Genomic DNA, 22,704 nt, shown 5'->3' on the forward strand with positions numbered 1-22,704 from the left:
GTGCACCGTGAGCACCACCGACACCCCGGACACGATGCACATCGGCGAGCTGGCGGACCGTGCCGGCATGTCCCTGCGGACGATCCGCCACTACGACGAGGTCGGGCTGCTCGTGCCGAGCGGCCGCACCACGGGCGGGTTCCGGGTCTACACCGCGCAGGACCTGGACCGGCTGCTCGTGATCCGCCGCATGAAGCCACTCGGGTTCACGCTCGACGAGATGGCGGACCTGCTGCGGGTCGTCGATGCGCTGGCGGCGAAGGACCCCGACGACGAGCCCGCGCTGGCTGCACGCCTCGACGAGTACCTCGACGATGCCCGGGCCCGGCACGCCAAGCTCGTCGAGCGCGCCGGCATGGCCGAGGAGTTCATCGGCACCCTGGGGTCACTCCGCGCTTCGCTTCCCTGAGCGCTCGTACCGCGCGAGCCATCGCCGCTCAGCCTCGGCTGCTTCTTCCGGGGAGTACTCCAGACGTGCCTCCACCCGCTCGAACATGGCGATCATCTTCCGCGCCTTCCGCTTCGGGTACGCGTCGAGGATGACCTGGTTGAGCCGGACCTGCGCACGCCGGCGTTCCTCACCGGTCATGTGCATGAACATGCGTTGCATCGCGTTCCTCTTCTCCGAGTGTTCGTACCAGGACACTCACACCTGGATCGTCGACCCGTCCATGAATCTGCATGTCGTACATCGCGCCCGCGACCATCCGTCCGATCTCGGCCTTGCCGACGTCGTCGGACGACACCATCTCCGCTGCCCAGACAACCTGTTGCCAGACGTACGCTCGCTCGATCGCACGGTGCTCTCGCCGCCACCGCATGAACGACCAGACCGTTGCCGTCGTGGTGCCTCCGAGCGCCAACAACGACGCGACGATCGTCGCGATCGCCGCAGGCGGCCAGGTCGCGAGCTCCCCCGTCCCCGTCCCCACCCGGTCCCCCCTCTCGTCTCGCGACCCGGCCACGTCGAGAACGCTACGGACCCACGCGACGCCCCACGGGCCTCCCGGTCAGACCTGTGGACGACGCCGGAAGCGAGCCGCCCTGTGGAGGGGAACACCCTGCGGACCGACGCCGCCGGACGCAGACGGTTAGACTCGACCACCGTGATCGAACGCACCCGCATCGCCGACCTCGCTGCCCTCCCCGACGGCCCCGTCTCCGTGGCCGGATGGGTCGAGACCGTCCGAGACCAGAAGAAGGTGCAGTTCGTCGTCCTCCGCGACGAATCCGGCGCCGTCCAGCTCGTGAACCCCGCCACGCGCGAGGCCGAGGACGGTGACGACGCCGCCCAGGCCGCGCTCGCCACCACCACCGAGATCTCGGCCCTCGCCCACGGCACCTTCATCCACGCCACCGGCACCCTGAAGCACGACGAGCGCGTCAAGCTCGGCGGGCTCGAGGTCAAGGTCGGCACGCTCGAGGTGGTGAGCGCCGCGATCCCGGAGACCCCGATCGCCGACGACTCGTCGCTCGACAAGCGGCTCGACTGGCGCTTCCTCGATCTGCGCAACCGCAAGCAGAACCTCATCTTCCGCATCCAGACGACCCTGGAGCACGCGTTCCGCACCTACTGGGTGGACCGCGACTACATCGAGATCCACACCCCGAAGCTGATGGCGTCGGCGTCCGAGTCGCGCGCCGAGCTCTTCCAGCTCGAGTACTTCGAGACGACCGCCTACCTGGCGCAGTCGCCGCAGAACTTCAAGCAGATGGCCCAGCCGGCCGGCTTCGGCGCCGTGTTCGAGATCGCCGACGCGTTCCGCGCGGACCCCTCCTTCACGAGCCGCCACGCGACCGAGTTCACGAGCGTCGACGCCGAGTTCTCGTGGATCGAGTCCCACGAAGACGTCATGGCGATGCACGAAGAAGTCCTGGTCGCCGGCATCACCGCGGTCAAGGAGAAGCACGGCAAGGACATCGAGGAGGTCTTCGGCTTCGAGCTGCAGGTCCCCGCGACGCCGTTCCCCCGCGTGACCCTGGCCGAGGCCCGGAAGATCGTGGCCGACAGCGGCCACGACGTCGTCCGCGCCGACGGCGACCTGGACCCCGAGGGTGAGCGCCGCGTCGCCGCCTGGGCGAAGGAGCACCACGGTTCGGAGTTCGTGTTCGTCACCGAGTACGACGCCTCGATCCGGCCGTACTACCACATGCGCAAGCCGGGCGACCCCTCGCTCACGAACAGCTACGACCTCATCTTCAACGGCGCGGAGATCTCCACGGGCGCACAGCGCGAGCACCGCGTCGACGTGCTCGAGGCGCAGGCCGTCGAGAAGGGCCTCGACCCCGAGGAGCTCGGCTGGTACCTCGACTTCTTCCGCTACGGCGTGCCGCCGCACGGTGGGTTCGGCATGGGCCTTGCGCGCGTGCTCATGCTCATGTTGGGTGAGCCGTCCATCCGTGAGGTCACGTACCTCTTCCGTGGACCGACGCGCCTGACGCCGTAGTCACGTCGCGCGGCGCCCCGCGCGAGCGCACGTCGCGCGGCGCCCCGCGCGAGCGCACATGGTGAACAGGAATGGTCGCCTCCCGATGCGGGAGGCGACCATTTCTGCTCACGAAGCGCCGCAGCGCACGCAGCGCCGGGGGCGGGACGGGAGGCCCGGCTCAGCTCTGCCAGTCGATGGCAGCCCGCCCCGTGACCAGTCCACGGATCTCGGCTGCGGCAGCCTGGTGGTCCGGGTGCACCTGGTACTCGTCGAGTCCGGCGAGGTCGTCGAACGACGCGACGACGGCGACGTCGCTGTTCTTCTCCGGGTAAGCGACGTTCTCGACGACCTCGAGCGAACGGATCGACCCGATGGTGCCGGTCAGGCCGGTCAGGAGTTCGCGGATCCGGGCGATGGTCGCGGCGCGGTCGAGGTCTTCGCGCAGGGTCCAGGCGACGACGTGGGAGATCATGCGGGGGAACCGGCCTTCTCGAGGGCACGTGCGAGCCGGTCGGCGTCGACGTGCCAGTTGCTGTGGACGCGCCCGTCGACCAGCACGACGGGGATGTCCTCCGCGTACTCCTGGCGAAGGGCGTCGTCGTCGAGGATCGAGCGTTCCTGCAGGGTCACGCCGGGGTGTTCGGCGACGACGCGTTCGACCACGGGCCGTGCGTCGTCGCAGAGGTGGCATCCGGGCTTCGTCAGGAACGTCACTGCGGGCATGGCTCCAGCGTAGCCCGCGGTCCGCGTCCCCTGGGGAATGCGAAAGCCCCGGCGAACCGGGGCTTGACGCTGCAGGCTCGGGGCCTACTTCTTGTTGCGACGCTGGTGGCGCGTCTTGCGAAGCAGCTTGCGGTGCTTCTTCTTCGCCATGCGCTTGCGACGCTTCTTGATGACAGAACCCATGTGGACCTCGCTCGGACTGTGCTGATGTATCGGACACCGGGCCGTCGAGACCGCGGAAAATCAACCCGGCCGAGTCTACCGGAGGGCTGACGCGATGTCGAACGCGCCCGGAACGGACGGGTGTGCGCTCAGCCGACGTCTGCGATGCCGCCGCGCAGCACGTCGGCGACGGCTGACTCGGGGACACGGAAGGACCGGCCGAAACGGATGGCGGGGAGCTCACCGGCGTGGACCATGCGGTACACGGTCATCTTCGAGACACGCATCATCTCGGCGACCTCAGCGACGGTGAGGAAGCGCACGTCGTCGAAACTGCCGGTCATGATCCGCCTTCGGTGGCTCGCACGCGATCCGCGCACGGGTTTGGTGTGACCTGTGTGGTCACTGGCAACTGTAGAGGCGCGTGCGACCCAGTGTCCAGGCTCAGTCTTCGTCGCCGCGGCGAGTGAAGCGCTTGCGGCTGCGGTCGACGACACGCTCCCAGCCCTGCTGCGCACCGGAGATCGCCGCGGTGGCCCGGTAGGACGCCTCGGCCATGACACGCCCGAGCTCGGTCCCGACCTCGACGGTGGTCTTGCCGGCAGCACCGTTCCGGCGGACGGACACGGGCTGACCGTCGGGGGTCCAGGCCGTGGTCGCGGGCATGCCGTCGGCGTCGACCGCGCCGGTGAACGGCAAGACCCAGTCCTCCAGCGACACGAGCGGTTCCGGGTCGAGCCGGTAGAAGCGGTGCTGCCCTTCTTCACGGCTGGTGACGAGTCCGATGTCGCGCAGGACCCGGAGGTGCTTCGACACCGTCGGCTGGCTGACGCCCAGTCGTTCGACCAGTTGCCCGACGCTGAGTTCCCCGCCGGTGACGTCCGATCCGTACGCGGCGAGGAGGGTCCCGAGCAGCTCGCGCCTCGTGGGGTCCGCCACGACGGAGAAGATGTCGGCCATGCGGGCAAGGCTAGCCGGGGCACCACGGATGTACCATGACGAACCGTCCCGGCCCATGTCCTCGGAGGCATACGATGCTCGACCGTACCGAGCCGCTCCCGCGGCACGTGACCGTCACCCGACGACGCGGCGGACGGATCGCGACGGTCCTGCGCTCGTCGCCGTCACGTCTGGCGATCCTGGTGTTCGTCGCCCTCATCTTCGTGTTCACATCGCTGTTCATGACCCCGTGGGCGGCAGCCGACGGGACCGGCACGCACTTCTCCGACGCGCTGTTCACGGCGGCGTCGGTGGTCTGCGTCACGGGCCTCGCGACCGTCGACATGGCCACGCACTGGTCGGTGTTCGGCAAGGTCCTCGTGGTGATCGGGACGCAGATCGGTGCGGTGGGCGTCCTGACCTTCGCGTCGATCCTCGGGCTCTTCGTGACCCGCAAGCTCGGGCTCCGCGCGAAGCTGATGGCCGCCGGCGACTCGAACCCGCTCCGCACCCACCACGGGGCGGTCCCCGAGGGGCAGGCCGTCCGCCTCGGCGAGGTCGGCACCCTGCTCGCCACGGTCGCGGTGAGCACCCTGTCGATCGAGATCGTCCTCGGCTTGCTGCTGCTGCCGTCCGTGCTGATCGCCGGCATCCCGTTCTGGACCGCGGTCGGTGACTCCTTCTACTACGCCGCCATGGCGTTCACGAACACCGGCTTCTCACCGAACGCGGACGGCCTCGACCCGTTCGCCCACGACTACTGGTTCCTGACGCTCCTGATGATCGGTGTCGTCGCGGGGTCGATCGGCTTCCCGGTCATCCGCACCCTGACGAAGCAGCTCCGCACGCCGCGCCGCTGGCCCATCCACGTCAAGCTCACGCTGGCCACGAGCGCCGTCCTGCTCATCGGCGGTGCGATCGTCTACACCGCGCTCGAGGCGTCGAACCCGACGACCTTCGGCGAGGAAGGGGCCGGCCGGACCGCGTTCCAGGCCCTCTTCCTGTCGACGATGACGCGGTCCGGTGGCTTCTCGCTCGTCGACTTCGACCAGCTGAACGGCTCGAGCCTGCTCGTCACCGACATGCTCATGTTCATCGGCGGCGGGTCGGCCTCGACCGCCGGCGGCATCAAGGTCACGACGCTCGCCGTGCTGTTCCTCGCCGCGGTCGCCGAGGCCCGGGGGCGGCAGAGCATGGAGGCGTTCGGCCGCCGCATCCCGAGCGACGTGCTGCGGGTCGCGGTCGCCATCGTGCTCTGGGGGGCGACGATCGTGGCCGTCGCGACCGTGGTGCTCCTGCAGATCACGGACGATTCGCTCGACCGTGTCCTGTTCGAGGTGATCTCGGCGTTCTCCACCAGTGGGCTGTCCTCGGGTGTCTCCGCGAACCTGCCCGAGTCCGGCAAGTACGTCCTGGCCGCCACCATGTTCCTCGGCCGGGTCGGTACAGTGACCATCGCCGCAGCCCTGGCCGCGAGTCAGAGCCGGCAACTGTTCCGCCGTCCCGAGGAGAGGCCGATCGTTGGCTGACCGAACCCGTCCCCCGCACCCGATGGGTGCGATCAGTCACGACGCACCCGTGCTCGTCATCGGCCTCGGCCGGTTCGGCGCCGCCACCGCCGGTCAGCTCGAACGGCAGGACCGCGAGGTGCTGGTCGTCGACACCGACCCGGGCCTGGTGCAGAAGTGGTCGGACCGGGTCACGCACGCCGTGCAGGCCGATGCGACGGACATCGACGCCCTGCGCCAGATCGGTGCGCAGGACTTCGCGATCGCGGTCGTCGGCACGGGCAGCGACCTGGAGTCGAGCGTGCTGATCACCGCGAACCTGGTCGACCTCGGTATCCCACAGATCTGGGCGAAGGCCATCAGCCGGTCGCACGGCACGATCCTGTCCCGCATCGGCGCGAACCACGTCGTCTACCCGGAGCGCGAGGCCGGCGAGCGCACGGCGCACCTGGTGTCCGGGCGCATGCTCGACTTCATCGAGTTCGACGACGACTTCGCGGTGGTGAAGATGTTCCCGCCGCGGGCGGTGCGCGGCAAGGACCTCGCGACCACGGTGATCCGCACGCGGTTCGGCCTGACGGTGCTCGGCATCAAGCCGCCGGGCAGCCCGTTCGTGCCTGCGACGCCGGAGAGCATCATCGGCGAGAACGACGTGATCATCGTCTCGGGGTCCGAGACGGACCTGGAGCGCTTCGCCGCCTACGAGTAGTCCCGACCGCGGCTACGACGCCGCGATCTCCTCCGCGCGAGCGATCGCCGCGCGCGACGCGCGCAGGAACGTGTCGGCCAGGTCGGCGTCCTGCAGCACCGCGACGGCCCGCTCGGTGGTGCCCTTCGGGCTCGTGACGGCACGCCGCAGGTCTGCGGGTCCGCGATCCGACCGGTCGAGCAGCTCGACGGCACCCCGGAGCGTGCCCTGCACCATCGCGGCCGCCTGCTCGGGGGCGAAGCCCAGCGCCTCCGCGGCACGCTGCCACTCCTCGACGAGCAGGAAGACGTAGGCCGGGCCCGAGCCGGACACCGCCGACAGGGCGTCGAGCTGCGCCTCGGGCACCTCGAGCACCCGTCCTGACGCCGTGAACACCGACGACGCGAGCGCGACGGCCTCGGCGTCCGCCGATGCCCCGGCGCTGATCCCGGTGACGCCGTGGCCGACGCCGATCGGCGTGTTCGGCAGCGCTCGGACGACGCGGACCCCGGCCGGCACCCGCGCCTCCATGCTCGCGGTGGTGGTGCCGACCGCCACGCTGACCAGCACCGCACCGGGCTCCAGGTCGGCGGCGACCTCGTCGAGCAGGTCCGCGATCACGTACGGCTTCACACCGACGACGACGAGTGCCGCGCCACGGACGGCCGAGCGGTTCGCGTCGGGGTCGGTGTCGCTCGCGGTGGCGTCGAGCCCGCGCTCCCGGTGGGCGGCCGCCGACGCCTCGGACTTCGTCGTGAGGGTCACGGTCGCCGGGTCGAGTCCGGCGGCGAGCAGGCCGTCGAGGACCGAGCCGGACATGGAGCCGACGCCGAGCAGGGCGGTACGGGGCAGGTCGATCGTCATGCTCCCGACCCTACCGACCGGCCTCGCCTAGGATCGTCTTCCAGATCGGGAGAAGGGGACAGCTGTGAGCGCTTCAGGAGGCACGAAGGCGATCCTCGCCGCACTCGGTGCGAACGTCGGCATCGCGATCGTGAAGTTCGTCGCGGCGGCGATCAGCGGGTCCGCGTCGATGCTGGCCGAGGGCGTGCACTCCCTGGCCGACTCCGCGAACCAGCTCCTCCTGCTGCTCGGTGGTCGCCGGGCGCGCCGCGCCGCCGACGAGGAGCACCCGTTCGGCTACGGCCGCGAGCGCTACGTCTACGCCTTCGTCGTCTCGATCATCCTGTTCTCCGTCGGCGGCGTCTTCTCGCTCTACGAGGGCATCGAGAAGCTCGCCCACCCGCACCCGCTCGAGAACTGGTGGCTGCCGCTCGTCGTGCTCGTCATCGCGATCGGGCTCGAGGGCTTCTCGCTCCGCACCGCGCTGAAGGAGGCCCGGCCGCAGAAGGGCACGCTCAGCTGGGTCCAGTTCGTCCGCCGCGCCAAGGCCCCGGAGCTGCCCGTCGTCATGCTCGAGGACACCGCGGCACTGCTCGGCCTGGTGTTCGCACTCTTCGGCGTCGGGCTGACCGCGATCACCGGCAACGGCGTCTTCGACGCGATCGGCACGATCTTCATCGCCGCCCTGCTCATCGCCGTCGCGGTCGTCCTGGGCATCGAGACGAAGAGCCTCCTCGTCGGGGAAGGCGCGACCGCCGCCGACGTCGAGCGGATCAAGCACGCGGTGCTCGACGGCCCGGAGGTCGACTCGATCATCCACATCAAGACCCTGTACCTGGGCCCGGACGAGCTGATGGTCGGCGTGAAGGTCGCCGTCGACGGCGACCGCCGCCTGGGGGACGTCGCCGCGGGCATCGACACGGTCGAGCAGCGGGTGCGCTCCGCGGTGCCGATCGCCCGGGTCATCTACGTCGAGCCCGACGTGCTCCGCACCGGTCCGCGCCCGCCGACCGAGGCGATCGTCATCCTCGCCGCTGACTGAAGAACGCGTCGAGCAGCGCGGCGCACTCGCGTTCGAGCACGCCGCCGACGACCTCGGAACGATGCGGCAGCCGACGGTCCCTGGCGATGTCGTAGACGCTGCCGGTCGCGCCCGCCTTCGGGTCCCAGGCGCCGAACACGACGCGCGGCACACGCGCGGCCAGGATCGCCCCGGCGCACATCGGGCACGGCTCGAGGGTCACGACGAGCGTGTGCTCGTCGAGGTGCCAGTCCCCCGTGACCGCGGCGGCCGCGCGGAGCGCGAGCACCTCGGCGTGGGCGGTCGGGTCCTGCAGCGCCTCGCGCTCGTTCCGGCCGACGGCGACGACGACGCCGTCGCGGTCGAGCACCACCGCGCCCACGGGCACGTCGCCGGTCGCCAGGCAGGCCCGGGCCTCGTCGAGCGCGCGCTCCATCGCCGGGACGAACGGACGGGCAGCGGGCGCTTCCACGGGACCTCCAGGTGGTCGGCAGCACGGTAGGCTCGACCCTATGCGAGTCCACGTCGCCGACCACCCGCTCATCACCCACAAGCTCTCGGTGCTCCGCGACCGGACCACACCCTCCCCCACGTTCCGCGCCCTGACCGAAGAGCTCGTCACGCTCCTCGCGTACGAGGCCACGCGGAACGTCCGAGTCACCGCGACGCCGATCGACACCCCCGTGGCGCACACCATGGGCGTCTCGATCGCCAAGCCGCGTCCGCTCGTCGTCCCGATCCTGCGTGCCGGCCTCGGCATGCTCGAGGGCATGGTCAAGCTCGTGCCGACGGCCGAGGTCGGGTTCCTCGGCATGGCCCGCAACGAGGAGACGCTCGAGCCGCAGACCTACGCCGAGCGCCTGCCCGACGACCTGTCCGGCCGTCAGTGCTTCGTGCTCGACCCGATGCTGGCCACCGGCGGGACCCTCGCCGCTGCCATCGACTTCCTGTTCGCACGCGGTGCCGAGGAGATCACCTGCGTGTGCATCCTCGGTGCGCCGGAGGGGCTCGCCATGGTCGAAGAGGCCGTCGGCGACCGCAACGTCTCGATCGTCCTCGGTGCCCTCGACGAGAAGCTCGACGAGAACGGGTACATCGTCCCCGGTCTCGGCGACGCCGGCGACCGCCTCTACGGTCTGGCCGAGTAGGCAGTCGACGTCACCGACGATCGACGGGAGGCCCGTGGCGACACCGCCACGGGCCTCCCGTCGTCCGTCAGCCCGGTCCACCGCCACCGGTGCGCGGAACGCACCGTCTGCTCGGACGGTTGACACCACCTTGGTATACCGCCGATACTCGTCCCATGACTGCAACCGTGTCCACCCGCGTCCTCTCCGAGGTCCAGGGGACTGCCGGCATGATGATGCCGGTCGCCGTCATGCGTTGTCGAATGTGTGCCTGATCGGCACCCGTTCCAGCCGGATCCCCCGCGACACCACCCCGGTCGCGAGCGTGTGATCCCCGGGTGACGGACACCGTCGGCGACGCGCACCACGTCACGAGGTCTGTCTCCCGTTCCCCCGGGTCCGCCCCGGTCCGCAGCAGGACCGCAGGGCACATCGGCATCCAGCCGTACCCGGGTCGACGCATTCGACACCGCCGCCAGCGCCACACGCGCACCGGCCACATCGCCCGGAGAACCACCATGTCGCTCACCATCGCCCAGCCCCGCACCGCGCTCCGCACCGCCGCTCCGGCGCCGACCGACCTCGGGACGGTCACCCCGATCCGTCCGCGTCCCGCGACACCGGCCACGACCGGACAGACGAGCGTGCCGACCAGCCCGGTCGTCGCACCGCAGCGCAACCGCTCCCTGCCCGAGGGCACCGAGGCCCGTGGCTTCGCGCTCTACGTCGGGATCGACGAGGCGAAGGCGGCAGCGGCCGGCACGACGCTCGCAGCCGTCGTCGAGCAGCTGAAGGCACTGACCGCGCAGCTGGTGCCGAACTCGGAGACCTACGCGGCCGTCGCCGTCGCCGCGGAGCAGTCCGGTGGCCGTGACGTCGACGTCGTCCGACTGGCCCTGCAGGACCGGTCCGCGGTCGCCGCCCGCAAGCAGGCCGAGAAGCCCGAGCCGGAGGAGACCGGGGTCGTCATCGACATCTCCCGCAAGCGCGTCACGCTCGACGGCGACGCAGCACCCCTGACCTACAAGGAGTTCGAACTCCTGCAGTTCCTGGTGCTGCGCGAGGGCCAGACGGTGGACCGCTCGGCCATCATCGACGGCCTGTGGTCGGACGGCGAGGACGAGACCCCGAACGAGCGCACCATCGACGTGCACGTGCGTCGTCTCCGCTCCAAGCTCGGCGCGTTCGAGGAGATCGTCCGCACCGTCCGCGGCGTGGGCTACCGGTTCGACCGGCACGCCGACGTGGCCGTGCGCTACGCCTCGACGCCGTCGCCCGACCTCTTCTGATCCTGATCGGTCGCTCTTGGTGAACTCGCAGCGAACGACGCACGGGGAGGCTAGCGCGCCGTTACCGCTTCGTTATACAGTCGGTGGTGCAGACGGTGTTTGCTGTGGCACCGCCTGCGGAATGTGATTGCAGGAAACTCTTGGTGCAAGGGAGAGGGCCGGTCGCTCGGAAGAGCGGCCGGCCCTCGTGCATGTCGGAGCGCATGCATGTCGAACCCGCGCCTGTCGGGGGCCGTCGGTAGTGTGGACGGACCGTCCGACCAGAGGGGAGCGCCATCGTGAGCGAGTCACGCCGCAGCGAGAAGGCGACCGCCGTCGCTGCCTGGGAATCACTGTTCCGCGCCCAGGTCACCGTGATGCGGAGCCTCAACGCGGACTTCCCCGGCGGCGAGATCTCCTTCAACGAGTACGACGTCTGCTTCAACCTGTCGACGCAGCCCGGTCGACGCTGCCGCATGCGTGACCTCACCGGCCACCTGCTCCTCACCCAGCCGAGCGTGAGCCGTCTGGTCGATCGCCTGCTCGCCCGCGGGATCGTCGAGAAGCAGCCGGATCCGTCCGATGCCCGCGGCGTCATCGTGGCCCTCACCCCGCACGGGTTCGACGTCTACCGCCAGGTGGCCGTGCAGCACGCGGCGAGCATCGCGCAGCAGGTCGGCGCCGGACTGTCCGACGCCGAACTCCGCACGCTCACCGAGCTCTGCACGAAGCTGCGCCTCGCGGTCGGCACCGCCCCGGGCCGACGGGCCGTCGCGCGGTCGGTCTCCGAGTCGGACCCGGCAGCGGTGTGACCGGCGCACTGGTCTGGCTCCGCGACGACCTGCGGCTGGCCGACAACCCCGCACTTCGTGCCGCGATCGACCACGGCGGCGACGTCACGGTGGTCTACGTCCTCGACGACGAATCCCCCGGCATCCGTCCCGCGGGCGCGGCGAGCCGTTGGTGGCTCCACCACTCGCTCACCGCGCTGGACGGCGAACTGCGTGACCGTGACTCGCGGCTGGTGCTGCGACGGGGTGCGGCCGCCGCGGTGATCGACACCCTCGTCGCCGACACCGGTGCCGACGCCGTGTTCTGGAACCGTCGGTACGGTCCGGCCGAGCGCGAGGTCGACGCCGGCATCAAGAGCGCCCTGCACGACCGCGGCATCGAGGCGCACAGCTTCGCGGCGAGCCTGCTCTGGGAACCGTGGACCGTCCGCACCGGACAGGGCGAGCCGTACAAGGTGTTCACCCCGTTCTGGCGCGCTGCCCAGGCGATGCCGGAACCACGGCACCCGCTCCCGAAGCCCCGCGACCTGCCCGCCCCTGCCCGCGTCGCGAGCGACGACCTGAGCCAGTGGGACCTCCTGCCGACCCGCCCCGACTGGGCCGGCGGACTCCGCGATGCCTGGGAGCCCGGCGAGCACGGCGCACACCAGCGGCTCGAGCACTTCGTCACCCATGCGCTCGAGGACTACGACCAGCGCGACGAACCCGCCATGGCCGCCACGAGCGACCTGTCCCCGCACCTGCGCTGGGGCGAGGTCAGCCCGTACCAGGTGTGGCACCGGCTGCACGGAGCGCTCGAGCCCGAGCAGCGCCAGAACGCCTCCGCCTTCCTGCGACAGCTGGCCTGGCGCGAGTTCAACTGGAACGAGTACTTCCACTGCGAGGACATCACGACGGTGAACGTGCGTCGTGAGTTCGACGCGTTCCCGTGGCGGGACGCCCCCGATGCCGAGGTCGACCGGTGGCGCACCGGGACGACCGGGTTCGACCTCGTCGACGCCGGTATGCGCGAGCTGTGGCACTCCGGCGCCATGCACAACCGTGTCCGGTTGGCGACCGCGAGCTTCCTCGTCAAGAACCTGCTCGTCGACTGGCGGGTGGGCGAGCAGTGGTTCTGGGACACCCTCGTCGACGCCGACTCCGCCAACAACGCCGCGAACTGGCAGTGGGTCGCCGGGTCGGGCTTCGACGCGGCGCCGTACTTCCGGGTGTTCAACCCCGACCGGCAGCTCGAGCGCTTCGACCCGCACCGCGAGTACGTGCACCGGTGGGTGCCGTCGGAGGAGCTCCGGCCCGAGCCGATGGTCGACCTCAAGGCGACCCGGCAGCGCGCGCTCGACGCGTACGCCGAGATGCGTCGGTCATGAGCCCGTGGGACACCGCCGTCGCGCAGGTCGACGCGCTCTTCTGTGACCGTGTCGACCGTGGCGTCGCGCCGAGCAGTGCGTGGGGTGTGTTCGACCGGACGGGTCTCGTCACTTCCGGGGGCCACGGCGACCGCGGCGACGGGCAGCGGCCGGACGCCGACACCGTCTACCGGATCGCATCGTGCACGAAGAGCGTCACCGCGGCGACGCTGCTGACGCTGGTGTCCGACGGCCGACTGGACCTCGACGCGCCGATCACCGCGTTCGTCCCGGCGTTCGGCGCGGTGCCCCTGCCCACACCGGACTCCCCCGTGCCGACCGTGCGGATGCTGCTGACCATGTCGGCCGGCTTCCCCACCGACGACCCCTGGGCGGACCGGCAGGAGTCGATCAGCGACGCCGAGCTCGACGACGTCCTGCGCGGCGGTCTGCTGTTCGACTCCGTGCCCGGCACCCGGTTCGCGTACTCGAACCTCGGCTACGCGCTGCTCGGTCGGGTCGTCGCCGTCGTCACCGGCCGTCCGTTCACCCAGGCAGCACATGACACCGTGCTCCGACCGCTCGGTCTCGACCACACGGTGTTCAGCGCGGCCGAGGCGCAGGGACCGGTCGTCACCGGGTTCCGCCCGCACGACGGCGACTGGGAGCCCCTGCCGATGACCGGCCCGGGTGCGTTCTCGTCGATCGGCGGACTGTTCTCCACCGTCCGCGACCTCGCACGGTGGGCCACGCACCTCGGGTCGGCGTCCTCCGATGCTCCGGAACCCGGCCCGGTCTCCCCCGCCGACCGCCGGCTCATGCAGCAGGCGATGCGGGTCGTGCCGTCGTCCGTCGTCCCCGGCTCGTCACGCGCCACGGCCTACGGCTTCGGACTGTTCGTCGAACAGGACGACCGGTTCGGCGAACTCGTCTCGCACTCCGGCGGCTACCCGGGGTTCTCGGCACACATGCGCTGGTCCGCGCAGACGGGTCTCGGTGTCGTCGCGTTCGAGAACGCCACGCAGGCGAAGGTCTCCACCGCTGCCCAGCAGGCACACGACCTGCTCCTGGACGCAACGCGTCCGGCGGCGTCCGACGGGCACGGCGACACGACGACCGGACCGGTGCGCCGCCCCGGCGCCGAGCCGACCATCCGGGCGACGCGAGCCGCGCAGGTTGCCGTGACGGGCCTCCTGGCCGACTGGCAGGACGACGGAGCGGACGTGGTCTGCACGCCGAACGTGGCGATGGACGTCCCCTACGACCGACGCCGGCGGGCGATCGCGGCGGCGGTGGCCGAGGTGGGTGCCGACCTGACCGCCGCTCCCGTCGCGGAGCAGTCGTCGACGCCGTCGCACCTGCGGTGGTGGCTGCCCGGCACCTGCGGGCGGTTGCGCGTCGAGATCCGGCTCGCCCCTGGCGCGGCAGGACGGGTCCAGACCCTCACCGTCGTGGCGGAGCCCGCCGAGCACTGACACACCGGACCCCACGCGACGGGCCGGCCAAGTCCGTGTCGGTGCCGGTCTGGCGACTGCCCGTCACACCGGTGGACGACCACCCACGAACCCGAGTGCTCGGGCCGCGACGCGGGTGCCCTCACGTGCAGCCGCTCCGACGCGCACGGGATCGGTCGCCCAGGCACGCACGAAGCCCGCGGCGAACGCGTCACCGGCGCCGACCGTGTCGACGACCGTGGCCGGCGTCGCGGGGACGCGGTGCACGCTCCGTCCGCGTCGCCCCACCAGCACGCCGTCGGCGCCCACCGTGACCACCACGAGCGGCACGTGCTCGGTGAGTCGCCGCACCGCGTCGTCGAGGTCGGTCGTCCCGGTCAGTTCGAGGGCCTCCTGCCGGCCGGGGAAGAGGACGTCGACGCCGACGAGGGCCTCGAGGAAGGCGGGGGCACCGACCGACCGGACGATCGCTGCCGAGGACGGGTCGAGCGACACCCGGGCAGATCCCGTCCGGGCGCGGGCGACCAGGGACGCGATGCGGTCGGCGCCACCACCGAGCATCGCGTGCCCGGTCAGGTGCACGATGTCCGCGCGTCGGGCCACGGCCTCGGGGACGTCGGCAGCCGTGAGCTTCCCGCTCGCGGCCGGGTCGGACATCGCCGTGCGGCCGCTGTCGTTGCGCACGGACACCACGACCCCGGTGGAGGTCATCGCGTCGTAGCGCAGGTGCGGGCGGACACCGGCGTCCTCCAACGAGCGCTCGTGCCGGTAGACGTCGTCGACGCCGACCCGCGCGACGAGGTCCACCTCGGCACCGAGCCAGCCGAGCCAGGCGGCGGTGTTGCCGGCGGCACCCGTCGGTCGGTGGCGGATCACGGCGGCGGGGTCGTGCACCCCGATGGTGTGCGCGGTCGTCTGCACGAGCACCCCGTCCAGGACGTCGCCGATGACCAGGAACCGTTTTCCGGCGCCACGACGGCGGCCCGCGACCACCCGTCCGGCACGGGTCCCCTCGGGCTGCGACACGGGCACGGAGGCCTCTTGCGGCATGGACATCTGCCCCAGTGTACGGGGAACCGAGTAAAGCTCCGTTTTCGGGACCGCACGGACCCTCGTCGTGGTGGCCAATCGCACTGCCCGACCGGTAACATACGCAATGCCACCATGTGGCGGGTCCTGTGCCCGCCGCCGACGATCCGACGGAGATGCCATGCCCCGGAAGCCCGACCCGACGCTCAAGCCGGCGATCCTCGAGAAGGTCACCCTGCACCTGCTGGACACCAAGCTCGAGGACGTCTCGGTCCGCAGCCTCGGGCGCATCCTGGGCACCAGTGCGTACCCGATCGTCTACCACTTCGGCTCCCGCGACGCCCTCATCGACTCGGTCGTCGTGCACCTGGCGGACACGGTCTGCCACGCTGCGCTCGATCCCGCTGCAGACCGCTCCGCCCTCGCTGACTACTTGGTGACCAGCTTCGGTCGCCTCGACGACCCGCACCGAGCACTCGCGGCCCGGCTCACCTTCGAGCTCGGGTCCGTCGAGGCGATGGACGGCCGGGTCCAGCAACGCGGTCTGCACCGGGACCACGTGGCAGCGGTCGCCGCGTGGTGCCTCGCACACGGCTACGACGCCGAGGCCGCCGAGCGCGTCGCACGCGACGCCGTGACGACTGCCCGCGGTGCCCAGTGGACCGCGATCGTCGACCGCGAGCGCGCCGACACCGACGCCGCGCTCCGGGCGATCGCCGACCGGCTCGCCGCCGGCGCGGCAGTCACCGCGGCGTGATGCACGAACGGGAGGCACGGTGCCAGCTGGCACCGTGCCTCCCGTTCGTCCGTCGGTCGCGTCACGCGACCCGCGATCGGTGGATCAGAGCGTCACGAACGACTGCGACTTCGCGTTGGCGAAGCGCGCCGCGACGTTCTCCCAGTCGACGATGTTCCAGACGGCCTTCACGTAGTCCGCCTTGACGTTGAGGTAGTCGAGGTAGAAGGCGTGCTCCCACATGTCGAGCAGGAAGATCGGCACGAGGCCGAACGGCACGTTGGCCTGCTGGTCGAACAGCTGGAACGTGGTCAGCTTCTGGCCGACGGTGTCCCAGGCCAGGACGGCCCAGCCGGAGCCCTGGATGCCGTTCGCGACGGCGGCGAACTGCGCCTTGAAGGTGTCGAACGAGCCGAAGAACTCGTCGATCGCCGCGGCGAGCTCACCCTCGGGGACCTTCGTGTCCGGGCCGAGGTTGGTCCAGAAGATCGAGTGGTTGACGTGGCCACCGAGGTGGAACGCCAGGTCCTTCTCGAGCTTGTTGATCGCACCGAAGTTGCCCGACTCGCGCGCTTCACCGAGCTGCTGCAGCGCGGTGTTCGCTCCGGTCACGTAGGCCTGGTGGTGCTTGTCGTGGTGCAGCTGCATGATCTTGCCGCTGATGTGCGGCTCGAGTGCGGCGTAGTCGTACGGCAGCTCCGGCAGGGTGTACTCAGCCATGTGAGGTCCTTTCGATCAGTGGGTTGCGGATGGGATTCCGCGGCTCACGAGAGCCGGGAACGATCGGTGAGGGAGTGGAATTCCCGGTTGTGGTAGACCAGCGGCTCGCCGTGCTCGAGGCCGACGACGATGTCGAGGACCTCGGCGACGACGACGGTCGAGCTGCCGATCGGGGTCGTGGAGAGCGGGCGGCACCGCAGCGCGCTCGCGGCACTGGGCAGGTAGCGGTCACCCGAGGGCAGGGTGCCCCAGATCGGGTCGTCAGCGGTCGGGCTGCCGGTCGAGGCGAACCGCCGGGCGAGCGCCACGCTGAGCGAGTCGACCAGGTGCACGACGAAGACCGGAGCGCCGAGCACGACCCCGGCGGACCCGGAGTTCGTGGACAGCGAGAAGACGAGGACCGGCGGGTCCACAGCCACGCTCGCGACGCTCGAGGCGGTGAGTCCGGTCGGACCGTCCGGCCCCTCGGCGGTGATGACGGCGACGCCGGCCGGGTGCCCGCGGAACGCGGACTTGTACGCTTCGGCGATGTTCGCCGGGGCTTCGTCGGGCATGGTGTTCGTCGTCGTTCCTTCGCGCGGGGGTGTGCCGTCACTGGGCGGGCATGTCCCAACGTATGACCTGAACCATGGTTGAGGTCAACGATTCACAGGTTCGACGGCTCCCGGGCGCGCCGTGGCGATGACTTCGTGAGCAGAAATGGTCGGGTCGCGTGGCGCAACCCGACCATTTCCGCTCACGAAGCGGCGCGCGTCAGCGGCTCACGAAGCGGCGCGCGTCAGCGACGCTTGAGCATGACGACGGCACCCGCGGCAGCGATCACCATGAGCACCGCGGCGACGCCGGCCGTGATCGTCACGCCGGAGTCGAACGCCGCCCGCGCCGACTCGAGGAGCGCCTGGCCGGCGCCGCCGCCGAGGGACGACGCGGCGGACACCGCACCGCCGAGCGTCTCCTGGGCAGCGGTGTGCGCCGTCGAGCTCAGGCCGCCCGGCACCACGACGTGCGCCCGGTAGGTGCTCGCCAGGATCGTGCCGAGGACGGCCGTGCCGAGGACCGCACCGATCTCGTACGCCGTCTCGGACATCGCGGACGCCGCACCGGCCTTGTCCGCCGGAGCGGTCGAGATGATGAGGTCGTTCGTGACGGTCTCGGACGCGCCGATCCCGATGCCGAGCAGCACGAACGCGAACGCCAGTGCCGCGATCGACGCGTGGTGTCCGAGGACCGCCACGAGGGCGTACGCCGCGGCCGAGAACAGCAGGGACACCGACACGACCCAGCGCGGTGCGACCCGTGCGACGACCGGCACCACCGCGAGGCCGGCGACGATCGTGAGCACCGATCCGGGGATCAGCACGACGCCGGAGGCGAACGGGTCGAGCCCCGCCACGAGCTGCAGGTGCTGCGCGATGAAGAACAGGAAGCCGGTCAGCGAGAACATCGCCATCAGGTTCATGAGCACGCTGCCGGTGAACGCCGTGCTGCGGAACAGGCGCAGGTCGAGCATCGGCGTACGGGACCGCAGCTGTCGGCGGACGAACGCGATACCGCACACGACGCCGACGGCGAGCATCGCGACGGCGAACCCGCGCTCCTCCGGGTGCACGAACGACTTGATCGCCCAGGCGATCGGCGCCAGCGCACCGAGGGACAGGAACATGCTCGGCACGTCGACCGGCCCGGGCATCGGGTCGCGCGACTCCGGCACGCAGAACGGGACGCCGACGAGCATGAGCACGAGGATCGGCACCGCGACCAGGAAGACGCTGCCCCAGTGGAAGTGCGCGAGCAGCGTGCCACCGACGAGCGGACCGAGGGCGTTGCCGGCCGCGAACATGGTCGACCAGACGGCCAGCGCCATCCGCCGCTCCCCCGCGTCGACGAAGACGTTGCGGATGATCGAGAGCGTCGCGGGCATGAGCATCGCCCCGAACACCCCCATCGCGATCCGTGCGGCGACGAGCATCCAGGCGTCGGTCGCGAAGGCCGCGGCGACGGAGAACAGCGCGAAGCCGGTGGCCCCGATCACCAGGATCCGACGGCGGCCGATGCGGTCACCGATGCTGCCCATCACGACGAGCAGCCCGGCCAGGACGAGCGGGTACGCGTCGACGATCCAGAGCTGCGTGGTGGCGTCCGGGTTGAGCGCACGACTGATCGACGGCAGCGCGAAGCTCAGCACGGTGTTGTCCACCGAGATGAGCAGGACCGGCAGCATCAGCACGGCGAGCGCGAGGAACCGTCGGGCGCGGCTGCCGGTGACGCGGGTGGCGATGGGGCTGGTGAGCAGTGCGGACACGGCGGACTCCTGGGACTTCGAGCCGGACCTGGTCGACGGCGGGCGGTGCGTGGGGCAGACGAGACGGGACGCGGGATGGACACGCGCCCCGTCAGGACTCCGTCAGTGTACCGTCTGGACGGTGATGGTTGCAAATGCAACCATCAAGCGGACGGGAGGCCCGTGGCGGGCGCGCCACGGGCCTCCCGTCCGACGGCTGGTCCCGCCCAGGGCGGGAGGCTGGGGCGACGGCACGACCTGCGTCCGGTGCCGGGGTTCCGGTGCCGGGGTTCCGGTGCCGGGGTTCCGGTGCCGGGGTTCCGGTGCCGGGGTTCCACAACACGCCGCGTGGTCTCCGCCCGGGTTCCGATGTCGGGCGGCCTGAGCGCCGACATGCCGAGATTTCGGAACCTCGGGGGCAGGCTGGGCCGGCGGGGCGGGGCTGGGCGGGCGGGCGGGGCGTGCGGGCCGGCCGTCGTCAGGCGGAGTCGCGGACCAGCAGGCTGTGGCGCACGGTGCGCTGCACTGCGGCGCCGTGCCGTGGCAGCTCACCGGCGAGCATGCCGAGCGCGAGCGTGAGGGCCTCGCGCGCGACGGCGTCGAGGTCGACCGCCAGGGTCGTCAGCATCGGCGACACCAGAGCGCCGAGCGGCAGGCCGTCGACGCCGACGACCCGGACCTCACCGGGGACGTCGACGCCCGCGCGGCGGCAGGCCTGCAGCACGCCGAGCGCCATCACGTCGTTGAAGGCCAGGATCGCGTCGAGTCGGCGCTTCCGAGCCAGGATCCGCACCGTCTCGTCGGCACCGCACTCGGCGGTGCCGTGCGGCGCGTGCACGAGCTCCGGCAGGTAGCCGCGGCGGCGCAGCGCGTCCAGCATGAGCAGGCCGCGCGCGCTCGTGTGGTCCGGCGACGAGTTGTCGAGCACGACGGGGTGCCGCACCCCGGTCGCCACCAGGTGGTCGGCAAGGGCCTCGATCGCGTCGGCGGGGTCGATCCACACCGCTGCCGTGGGCGGGTCGGAGGACGGGTCGAGCTCGACCATCGGCACGTTGCCGAGGAGCTCGCTCCACCGGTGCCGGCGCGAGCCGAGGTAACCGATGACCACGTCGGTCTGCGCACCGAGCGCCTGGACCATCCGGTCGGCGTCGCTCGCCAGGTCGACGTCGGCGAGCATGACGTTCCACCCCTGCTCGGCGGCGAGCCGGAACACGGCGGACGCGAGCTGGGGCGTGTACGGGTTCCGCAGGTCGTTCACGACGAGCCCGAGCTGGTGGTCGCCGCCGGTCACCAGCCCGCGGCCGAACCGCGACGGCCGGTAGTCGAGCGACGCTGCGACGGCGAGCACCCGTTCCTTCGTGGTCGCGCTGATGCCGGACATGCCGTTCATCGCGCGGGTGACGGTCTGCCGGGACACCCCGGCGGCCGCGGCGACGTCGATGATCGTCGCGCGGCCGCCGGAGTGCGGGCCGTCCGGTGGCGACTGGGTCAGTCGCGGAGGTCCAGCCATGCCACCTGTTCCGGGGTGAGGTCGACGGAGAGGCCCGTCATGGACGATCGGGCTTCCGCGATCGTACGCGGTCCGAAGAGCGGGAACGTCGGGAACGGCTGGTTGAGCACGTACGCCAGGGCGATCGCCGTGGCGGGGACGCCGAACCGGTCGCCGAGCTCCCGCGCGCGACGGAGCCGCTCGAAGTTCTCGTCGCTGTAGTAGCAGCGGACGAGCTCGGCATCGCTGGTGTCCTCCGGCGTCGCACGGCCGGTGAAGAAGCCGCGGGCCTGCGACGACCACGGCAGCAGCGGGACCTGACGCTCCTCGAGCCACGCCTTCGACGCGGCGTCGGTCGCGTGCTCGCAGCCGTCCCACGGCACGTCGTAGGCCTCGGCCAGGCCGAAGTGGTTGCTGAGGACCTCGAACTCGTGCTTCCCGTTCGCCCGTGCGTAGGCGTTGGCCTCGTCGAAGCGTGCCGGCGTCCAGTTCGACCCGCCGTACACGCGGATGCGGCCAGCGCGGCGGTGCTCGTCGAGGACGTCGACGAACTCCCCCACCGGGATGTCCGGGTTGTCGCGGTGCATCATGTAGATGTCCGCGTAGTCGGTGCCCTGGCGCTCGAGGCTCTCGAGCAGCTGCTTCGTCAGGGACTCCGGGTCGCAGAACGGCGTGTGCGCACCCTTCGTGATGACGACAACGTCCTCGCGGATGCCGCGGTTCTGGATCCACTTGCCGAGCCGACCCTCGAGCACACCGCCGCCGTAGATGTAGCCGGTGTCGAAGACGTTGCCGCCCTGCTCGACGAACAGGTCGAAGATCGCGCTGGCGTGGGCGAGGTCGGGCTGGTTGTCGACGCCCATCACCAGGCGCGACAGCCGCTTGCCGACACCCGGGATCTCGCCGTACTGCATGGGGTTGCCGTCCTGCACCCGGAGCGGCCGACCGCTCACGGTGGGGATGTCGGCGGACTCAGCCTCGAACGGGTAGCGCAGGCCGATCGCGGCGCGCCACTTGTCGAGGGTGCGGGCGGTCGCGAGCGACTCGTCGATCGTCATCTGTGCTGCCTCGACCGCACCGGCACGCAGGGCGTCGGTGGTGGCGTCGGCCTCACGTGCGTAGGGGTGCTCGCCGGCGAAGGACAGCGTGCGCGGATCCTCGTCGACGGTGTGCACCTCGATCGTCGGGTCGGCGCCGAGGGTCCACGGGTCGGCGAGCAGGAGGCGACCGCGCGTGCCGTACACCGCGACCGCGTTGTCGTCCTGCACGAAAACCCCGGTGCGGACGGACGCCGTGATGCCGCCGCGGTAGGTCAGCTGCGCGACGGTCCACTCGTCGACACCGGTCGGCCCGAGGGTGCCGGTGGCGGTGAGCTCCGTCGGCTCGGCGACGGCGACCCCGGTCGCGGCCTGCACGATCGCGGCAGCCATCGTCACCGGGTACCCGCCGACGTCGAGGATCCCGCCGCCGGCCGTGTCGACGTCGAACAGTCGGCCGGTCCGCTCACCGGTCCGGAACGCGAACGAGGCGTCGATGTGCGTGACCTCGCCGATCACGCCGTCCCGCACGAGGTCGAGCAGTGCGGCGGTCTGCGGGTGGAAGCGGTACATGAACGCCTCGACCAGCGGCAGACCGGCCTGCCGTGCGGCGTCGGCGAGCGCCATGGCGGTGCCGTGGTTCGGGGCGAGGGGCTTCTCGCACAGGACGGCCTTGCCGGCCTCGAGCGCGGCGAGGACGAGCCGCGCGTGCCCGGTGTGCACGGTCGAGACGTAGACGGCGTCGACGCGCGGGTCGGCGAGGACCTCGTCGTAGGTCGCAGCGGAGACGTCGGCGAACCCGAGCTGCGCGGCTTCGTCGGCGAAGGTCTGCGCCCGCTCGGTGGACGAGCTGCCGGCGGCCACCAGGGCACCACCGCTCGCGGGCAGCTGGGAGAGGAAGCGGCGGGCGATGCCCCCGGGGCCGAGGACGGCCCAGCCGGGGCGGTCGGCGACCGTCGGAGTCGGGGTGCTGGCGGTGTTCGCGGTCTGCGCTGACATGCGGATCCTTGTCGTCTCGTGAACCTTCACGGTCACGACGACGCTAGTGCCACACGCCCGGCGGATCAATGCGGAAGTGCTTGACACGGCGTGTCTCACAGAGGATGCTCTGGA

Annotated in this window: 26 protein-coding genes; 11 read left to right on the forward strand and 15 right to left on the reverse strand. The window is 71.1% G+C overall.

Annotation, left to right across the window (positions count from 1 at the left end):
* Nucleotides 1-34: 34 nt before the first annotated feature.
* Complete coding sequence (locus tag EDF47_RS02885; RefSeq protein WP_111084475.1) at nucleotides 35-409, forward strand: MerR family transcriptional regulator; 375 nt, start codon at nucleotides 35-37, stop codon at nucleotides 407-409.
* Here EDF47_RS02885 and EDF47_RS02890 read toward each other — a convergent pair.
* Together EDF47_RS02890 and EDF47_RS02895 are read right to left on the reverse strand one after the other, a co-directional pair.
* A complete protein-coding gene (locus EDF47_RS02890; RefSeq protein WP_132100044.1) occupies nucleotides 386-589 on the reverse strand; it encodes a hypothetical protein in 204 nt (67 codons plus the stop codon). The two genes, EDF47_RS02885 and EDF47_RS02890, sit on opposite strands and share 24 nt — an antisense overlap.
* The gene (locus EDF47_RS02895) at nucleotides 579-965 is read right to left on the reverse strand and encodes a hypothetical protein (protein ID WP_132100043.1); all 387 of its coding nucleotides are present in this window, start codon (nucleotides 963-965) and stop codon (nucleotides 579-581) included. The genes EDF47_RS02890 and EDF47_RS02895 overlap by 11 nt, the downstream gene beginning before the upstream one ends.
* A gap of 141 nt (nucleotides 966-1,106) precedes the next feature.
* Here EDF47_RS02895 and aspS point away from each other — a divergent pair, with 141 nt between their 5' ends.
* Nucleotides 1,107-2,447 carry an aspartate--tRNA(Asn) ligase gene (gene aspS, locus EDF47_RS02900; protein ID WP_132100042.1) on the forward strand — a complete coding sequence of 447 codons (1,341 nt, stop codon included), beginning with the start codon at nucleotides 1,107-1,109 and terminating at the stop codon, nucleotides 2,445-2,447.
* 160 nt (nucleotides 2,448-2,607) lie between these two features.
* Here aspS and EDF47_RS02905 read toward each other — a convergent pair whose 3' ends face one another.
* The 5 genes from EDF47_RS02905 to EDF47_RS02925 all read right to left on the reverse strand — a co-directional run bounded on the left by EDF47_RS02905 (nucleotide 2,608) and on the right by EDF47_RS02925 (nucleotide 4,274).
* Nucleotides 2,608-2,901, reverse strand: coding sequence for a Dabb family protein (locus EDF47_RS02905; RefSeq protein ID WP_123292087.1), 294 nt, complete (start codon nucleotides 2,899-2,901; stop codon nucleotides 2,608-2,610).
* A complete protein-coding gene (locus EDF47_RS02910) occupies nucleotides 2,898-3,152 on the reverse strand; it encodes a glutaredoxin family protein (RefSeq protein ID WP_123338836.1) in 255 nt (84 codons plus the stop codon). Before EDF47_RS02910 ends, EDF47_RS02905 begins: the two co-directional genes overlap by 4 nt.
* Nucleotides 3,153-3,236: 84 nt before the next feature.
* A complete protein-coding gene (locus EDF47_RS02915) occupies nucleotides 3,237-3,335 on the reverse strand; it encodes an AURKAIP1/COX24 domain-containing protein (protein ID WP_003792170.1) in 99 nt (32 codons plus the stop codon).
* A 128-nt stretch (nucleotides 3,336-3,463) separates the two neighbouring features.
* The gene (locus EDF47_RS02920; RefSeq protein WP_022902482.1) at nucleotides 3,464-3,658 is read right to left on the reverse strand and encodes a helix-turn-helix domain-containing protein; all 195 of its coding nucleotides are present in this window, start codon (nucleotides 3,656-3,658) and stop codon (nucleotides 3,464-3,466) included.
* Nucleotides 3,659-3,758: 100 nt separating this feature from the next.
* Nucleotides 3,759-4,274: a metalloregulator ArsR/SmtB family transcription factor gene (locus EDF47_RS02925; protein ID WP_123292085.1), complete on the reverse strand. Its 516-nt coding sequence runs from the start codon at nucleotides 4,272-4,274 to the stop codon at nucleotides 3,759-3,761.
* Between the two features lie 74 nt (nucleotides 4,275-4,348).
* Here EDF47_RS02925 and EDF47_RS02930 point away from each other — a divergent pair, with 74 nt between their 5' ends.
* Both EDF47_RS02930 and EDF47_RS02935 read left to right on the forward strand, forming a co-directional pair.
* The gene (locus EDF47_RS02930; protein WP_123938603.1) at nucleotides 4,349-5,782 is read left to right on the forward strand and encodes a potassium transporter TrkG; all 1,434 of its coding nucleotides are present in this window, start codon (nucleotides 4,349-4,351) and stop codon (nucleotides 5,780-5,782) included.
* 22 nt (nucleotides 5,783-5,804) lie between these two features.
* The gene (locus tag EDF47_RS02935) at nucleotides 5,805-6,470 is read left to right on the forward strand and encodes a TrkA family potassium uptake protein (RefSeq protein WP_111084290.1); all 666 of its coding nucleotides are present in this window, start codon (nucleotides 5,805-5,807) and stop codon (nucleotides 6,468-6,470) included.
* A gap of 12 nt (nucleotides 6,471-6,482) precedes the next feature.
* Here the strand turns inward: EDF47_RS02935 and proC are convergent, their stop codons facing one another.
* The gene (gene proC, locus EDF47_RS02940; RefSeq protein ID WP_123292083.1) at nucleotides 6,483-7,313 is read right to left on the reverse strand and encodes a pyrroline-5-carboxylate reductase; all 831 of its coding nucleotides are present in this window, start codon (nucleotides 7,311-7,313) and stop codon (nucleotides 6,483-6,485) included.
* Between the two features lie 64 nt (nucleotides 7,314-7,377).
* Here proC and EDF47_RS02945 point away from each other — a divergent pair, with 64 nt between their 5' ends.
* The gene (locus EDF47_RS02945; protein ID WP_123292082.1) at nucleotides 7,378-8,334 is read left to right on the forward strand and encodes a cation diffusion facilitator family transporter; all 957 of its coding nucleotides are present in this window, start codon (nucleotides 7,378-7,380) and stop codon (nucleotides 8,332-8,334) included.
* Here the strand turns inward: EDF47_RS02945 and EDF47_RS02950 are convergent.
* Nucleotides 8,315-8,749: a nucleoside deaminase gene (locus tag EDF47_RS02950; RefSeq protein ID WP_123938773.1), complete on the reverse strand. Its 435-nt coding sequence runs from the start codon at nucleotides 8,747-8,749 to the stop codon at nucleotides 8,315-8,317. The genes EDF47_RS02945 and EDF47_RS02950 overlap by 20 nt on opposite strands.
* A 76-nt stretch (nucleotides 8,750-8,825) precedes the next feature.
* Here EDF47_RS02950 and upp point away from each other — a divergent pair, with 76 nt between their 5' ends.
* The 5 genes from upp (at nucleotide 8,826) to EDF47_RS02975 (ending at nucleotide 14,320) form a co-directional block, all read left to right on the forward strand.
* Nucleotides 8,826-9,461 (forward strand): uracil phosphoribosyltransferase, encoded by a 636-nt coding sequence (upp, locus tag EDF47_RS02955; protein ID WP_111084293.1) that lies wholly within the window; start codon nucleotides 8,826-8,828, stop codon nucleotides 9,459-9,461.
* 497 nt (nucleotides 9,462-9,958) lie between these two features.
* Complete coding sequence (locus EDF47_RS02960; RefSeq protein WP_123292081.1) at nucleotides 9,959-10,729, forward strand: winged helix-turn-helix domain-containing protein; 771 nt, start codon at nucleotides 9,959-9,961, stop codon at nucleotides 10,727-10,729.
* 278 nt (nucleotides 10,730-11,007) lie between these two features.
* The gene (locus EDF47_RS02965) at nucleotides 11,008-11,520 is read left to right on the forward strand and encodes a MarR family winged helix-turn-helix transcriptional regulator (protein ID WP_123338832.1); all 513 of its coding nucleotides are present in this window, start codon (nucleotides 11,008-11,010) and stop codon (nucleotides 11,518-11,520) included.
* The gene (locus tag EDF47_RS02970; protein ID WP_131879322.1) at nucleotides 11,517-12,866 is read left to right on the forward strand and encodes a deoxyribodipyrimidine photo-lyase; all 1,350 of its coding nucleotides are present in this window, start codon (nucleotides 11,517-11,519) and stop codon (nucleotides 12,864-12,866) included. The genes EDF47_RS02965 and EDF47_RS02970 overlap by 4 nt, the downstream gene beginning before the upstream one ends.
* Nucleotides 12,863-14,320, forward strand: coding sequence for a serine hydrolase domain-containing protein (locus tag EDF47_RS02975; protein ID WP_132100041.1), 1,458 nt, complete (start codon nucleotides 12,863-12,865; stop codon nucleotides 14,318-14,320). Before EDF47_RS02970 ends, EDF47_RS02975 begins: the two co-directional genes overlap by 4 nt.
* A 63-nt stretch (nucleotides 14,321-14,383) precedes the next feature.
* Here the strand turns inward: EDF47_RS02975 and EDF47_RS02980 are convergent, their stop codons facing one another.
* Nucleotides 14,384-15,355 (reverse strand): PfkB family carbohydrate kinase, encoded by a 972-nt coding sequence (locus tag EDF47_RS02980; RefSeq protein WP_165901360.1) that lies wholly within the window; start codon nucleotides 15,353-15,355, stop codon nucleotides 14,384-14,386.
* Nucleotides 15,356-15,509: 154 nt separating this feature from the next.
* Between EDF47_RS02980 and EDF47_RS02985 the strand changes: the two genes are divergently transcribed.
* On the forward strand, nucleotides 15,510-16,085 hold the full coding sequence (locus tag EDF47_RS02985) for a hypothetical protein (RefSeq protein WP_132100039.1): 576 nt from the start codon (nucleotides 15,510-15,512) through the stop codon (nucleotides 16,083-16,085).
* 84 nt (nucleotides 16,086-16,169) lie between these two features.
* Here EDF47_RS02985 and EDF47_RS02990 read toward each other — a convergent pair whose 3' ends face one another.
* The 5 genes from EDF47_RS02990 to EDF47_RS03010 form a co-directional block, all read right to left on the reverse strand.
* Nucleotides 16,170-16,784, reverse strand: coding sequence for a superoxide dismutase (locus tag EDF47_RS02990; RefSeq protein ID WP_111084300.1), 615 nt, complete (start codon nucleotides 16,782-16,784; stop codon nucleotides 16,170-16,172).
* Between the two features lie 44 nt (nucleotides 16,785-16,828).
* Complete coding sequence (locus tag EDF47_RS02995; protein WP_111084301.1) at nucleotides 16,829-17,338, reverse strand: flavin reductase family protein; 510 nt, start codon at nucleotides 17,336-17,338, stop codon at nucleotides 16,829-16,831.
* Nucleotides 17,339-17,562: 224 nt separating this feature from the next.
* Nucleotides 17,563-19,086, reverse strand: a complete 1,524-nt coding sequence (locus tag EDF47_RS03000; protein WP_132100038.1) for an MFS transporter — start codon at nucleotides 19,084-19,086, stop codon at nucleotides 17,563-17,565.
* A 457-nt stretch (nucleotides 19,087-19,543) separates the two neighbouring features.
* Nucleotides 19,544-20,575: a LacI family DNA-binding transcriptional regulator gene (locus tag EDF47_RS03005; protein WP_123672380.1), complete on the reverse strand. Its 1,032-nt coding sequence runs from the start codon at nucleotides 20,573-20,575 to the stop codon at nucleotides 19,544-19,546.
* Nucleotides 20,554-22,590, reverse strand: a complete 2,037-nt coding sequence (locus EDF47_RS03010) for an aldo/keto reductase (RefSeq protein WP_123292074.1) — start codon at nucleotides 22,588-22,590, stop codon at nucleotides 20,554-20,556. Before EDF47_RS03010 ends, EDF47_RS03005 begins: the two co-directional genes overlap by 22 nt.
* Nucleotides 22,591-22,704 lie beyond the last annotated feature (114 nt).

The sequence above is a fragment of the Curtobacterium sp. PhB190 genome (genome assembly GCF_004365385.1).
Classification (GTDB): Bacteria; Actinomycetota; Actinomycetes; order Actinomycetales; family Microbacteriaceae; genus Curtobacterium.

Bases quoted from the DNA above. Each gene is read 5' to 3' on its own strand.
- EDF47_RS02915 (WP_003792170.1), bottom strand. From the start codon at position 3,335: ATGGGTTCTGTCATCAAGAAGCGTCGCAAGCGCATGGCGAAGAAGAAG.
- EDF47_RS02980 (WP_165901360.1), bottom strand. From the start codon at position 15,355: ATGTCCATGCCGCAAGAGGCCTCCGTGCCCGTGTCGCAGCCCGAGGGG.
- EDF47_RS02905 (WP_123292087.1), bottom strand. From the start codon at position 2,901: ATGATCTCCCACGTCGTCGCCTGGACCCTGCGCGAAGACCTCGACCGC.
- proC (WP_123292083.1), bottom strand. From the start codon at position 7,313: ATGACGATCGACCTGCCCCGTACCGCCCTGCTCGGCGTCGGCTCCATG.
- EDF47_RS02925 (WP_123292085.1), bottom strand. From the start codon at position 4,274: ATGGCCGACATCTTCTCCGTCGTGGCGGACCCCACGAGGCGCGAGCTG.
- EDF47_RS02930 (WP_123938603.1), top strand. From the start codon at position 4,349: ATGCTCGACCGTACCGAGCCGCTCCCGCGGCACGTGACCGTCACCCGA.
- EDF47_RS03010 (WP_123292074.1), bottom strand. From the start codon at position 22,590: ATGTCAGCGCAGACCGCGAACACCGCCAGCACCCCGACTCCGACGGTC.
- EDF47_RS02890 (WP_132100044.1), bottom strand. From the start codon at position 589: ATGACCGGTGAGGAACGCCGGCGTGCGCAGGTCCGGCTCAACCAGGTC.
- EDF47_RS02990 (WP_111084300.1), bottom strand. From the start codon at position 16,784: ATGGCTGAGTACACCCTGCCGGAGCTGCCGTACGACTACGCCGCACTC.
- EDF47_RS02985 (WP_132100039.1), top strand. From the start codon at position 15,510: ATGCCCCGGAAGCCCGACCCGACGCTCAAGCCGGCGATCCTCGAGAAG.
- EDF47_RS02910 (WP_123338836.1), bottom strand. From the start codon at position 3,152: ATGCCCGCAGTGACGTTCCTGACGAAGCCCGGATGCCACCTCTGCGAC.
- EDF47_RS02885 (WP_111084475.1), top strand. From the start codon at position 35: ATGCACATCGGCGAGCTGGCGGACCGTGCCGGCATGTCCCTGCGGACG.
- upp (WP_111084293.1), top strand. From the start codon at position 8,826: ATGCGAGTCCACGTCGCCGACCACCCGCTCATCACCCACAAGCTCTCG.
- EDF47_RS03005 (WP_123672380.1), bottom strand. From the start codon at position 20,575: ATGGCTGGACCTCCGCGACTGACCCAGTCGCCACCGGACGGCCCGCAC.
- EDF47_RS02960 (WP_123292081.1), top strand. From the start codon at position 9,959: ATGTCGCTCACCATCGCCCAGCCCCGCACCGCGCTCCGCACCGCCGCT.
- EDF47_RS02975 (WP_132100041.1), top strand. From the start codon at position 12,863: ATGAGCCCGTGGGACACCGCCGTCGCGCAGGTCGACGCGCTCTTCTGT.
- EDF47_RS02920 (WP_022902482.1), bottom strand. From the start codon at position 3,658: ATGACCGGCAGTTTCGACGACGTGCGCTTCCTCACCGTCGCTGAGGTC.
- EDF47_RS02950 (WP_123938773.1), bottom strand. From the start codon at position 8,749: ATGGAGCGCGCGCTCGACGAGGCCCGGGCCTGCCTGGCGACCGGCGAC.
- EDF47_RS02935 (WP_111084290.1), top strand. From the start codon at position 5,805: ATGGGTGCGATCAGTCACGACGCACCCGTGCTCGTCATCGGCCTCGGC.
- EDF47_RS02995 (WP_111084301.1), bottom strand. From the start codon at position 17,338: ATGCCCGACGAAGCCCCGGCGAACATCGCCGAAGCGTACAAGTCCGCG.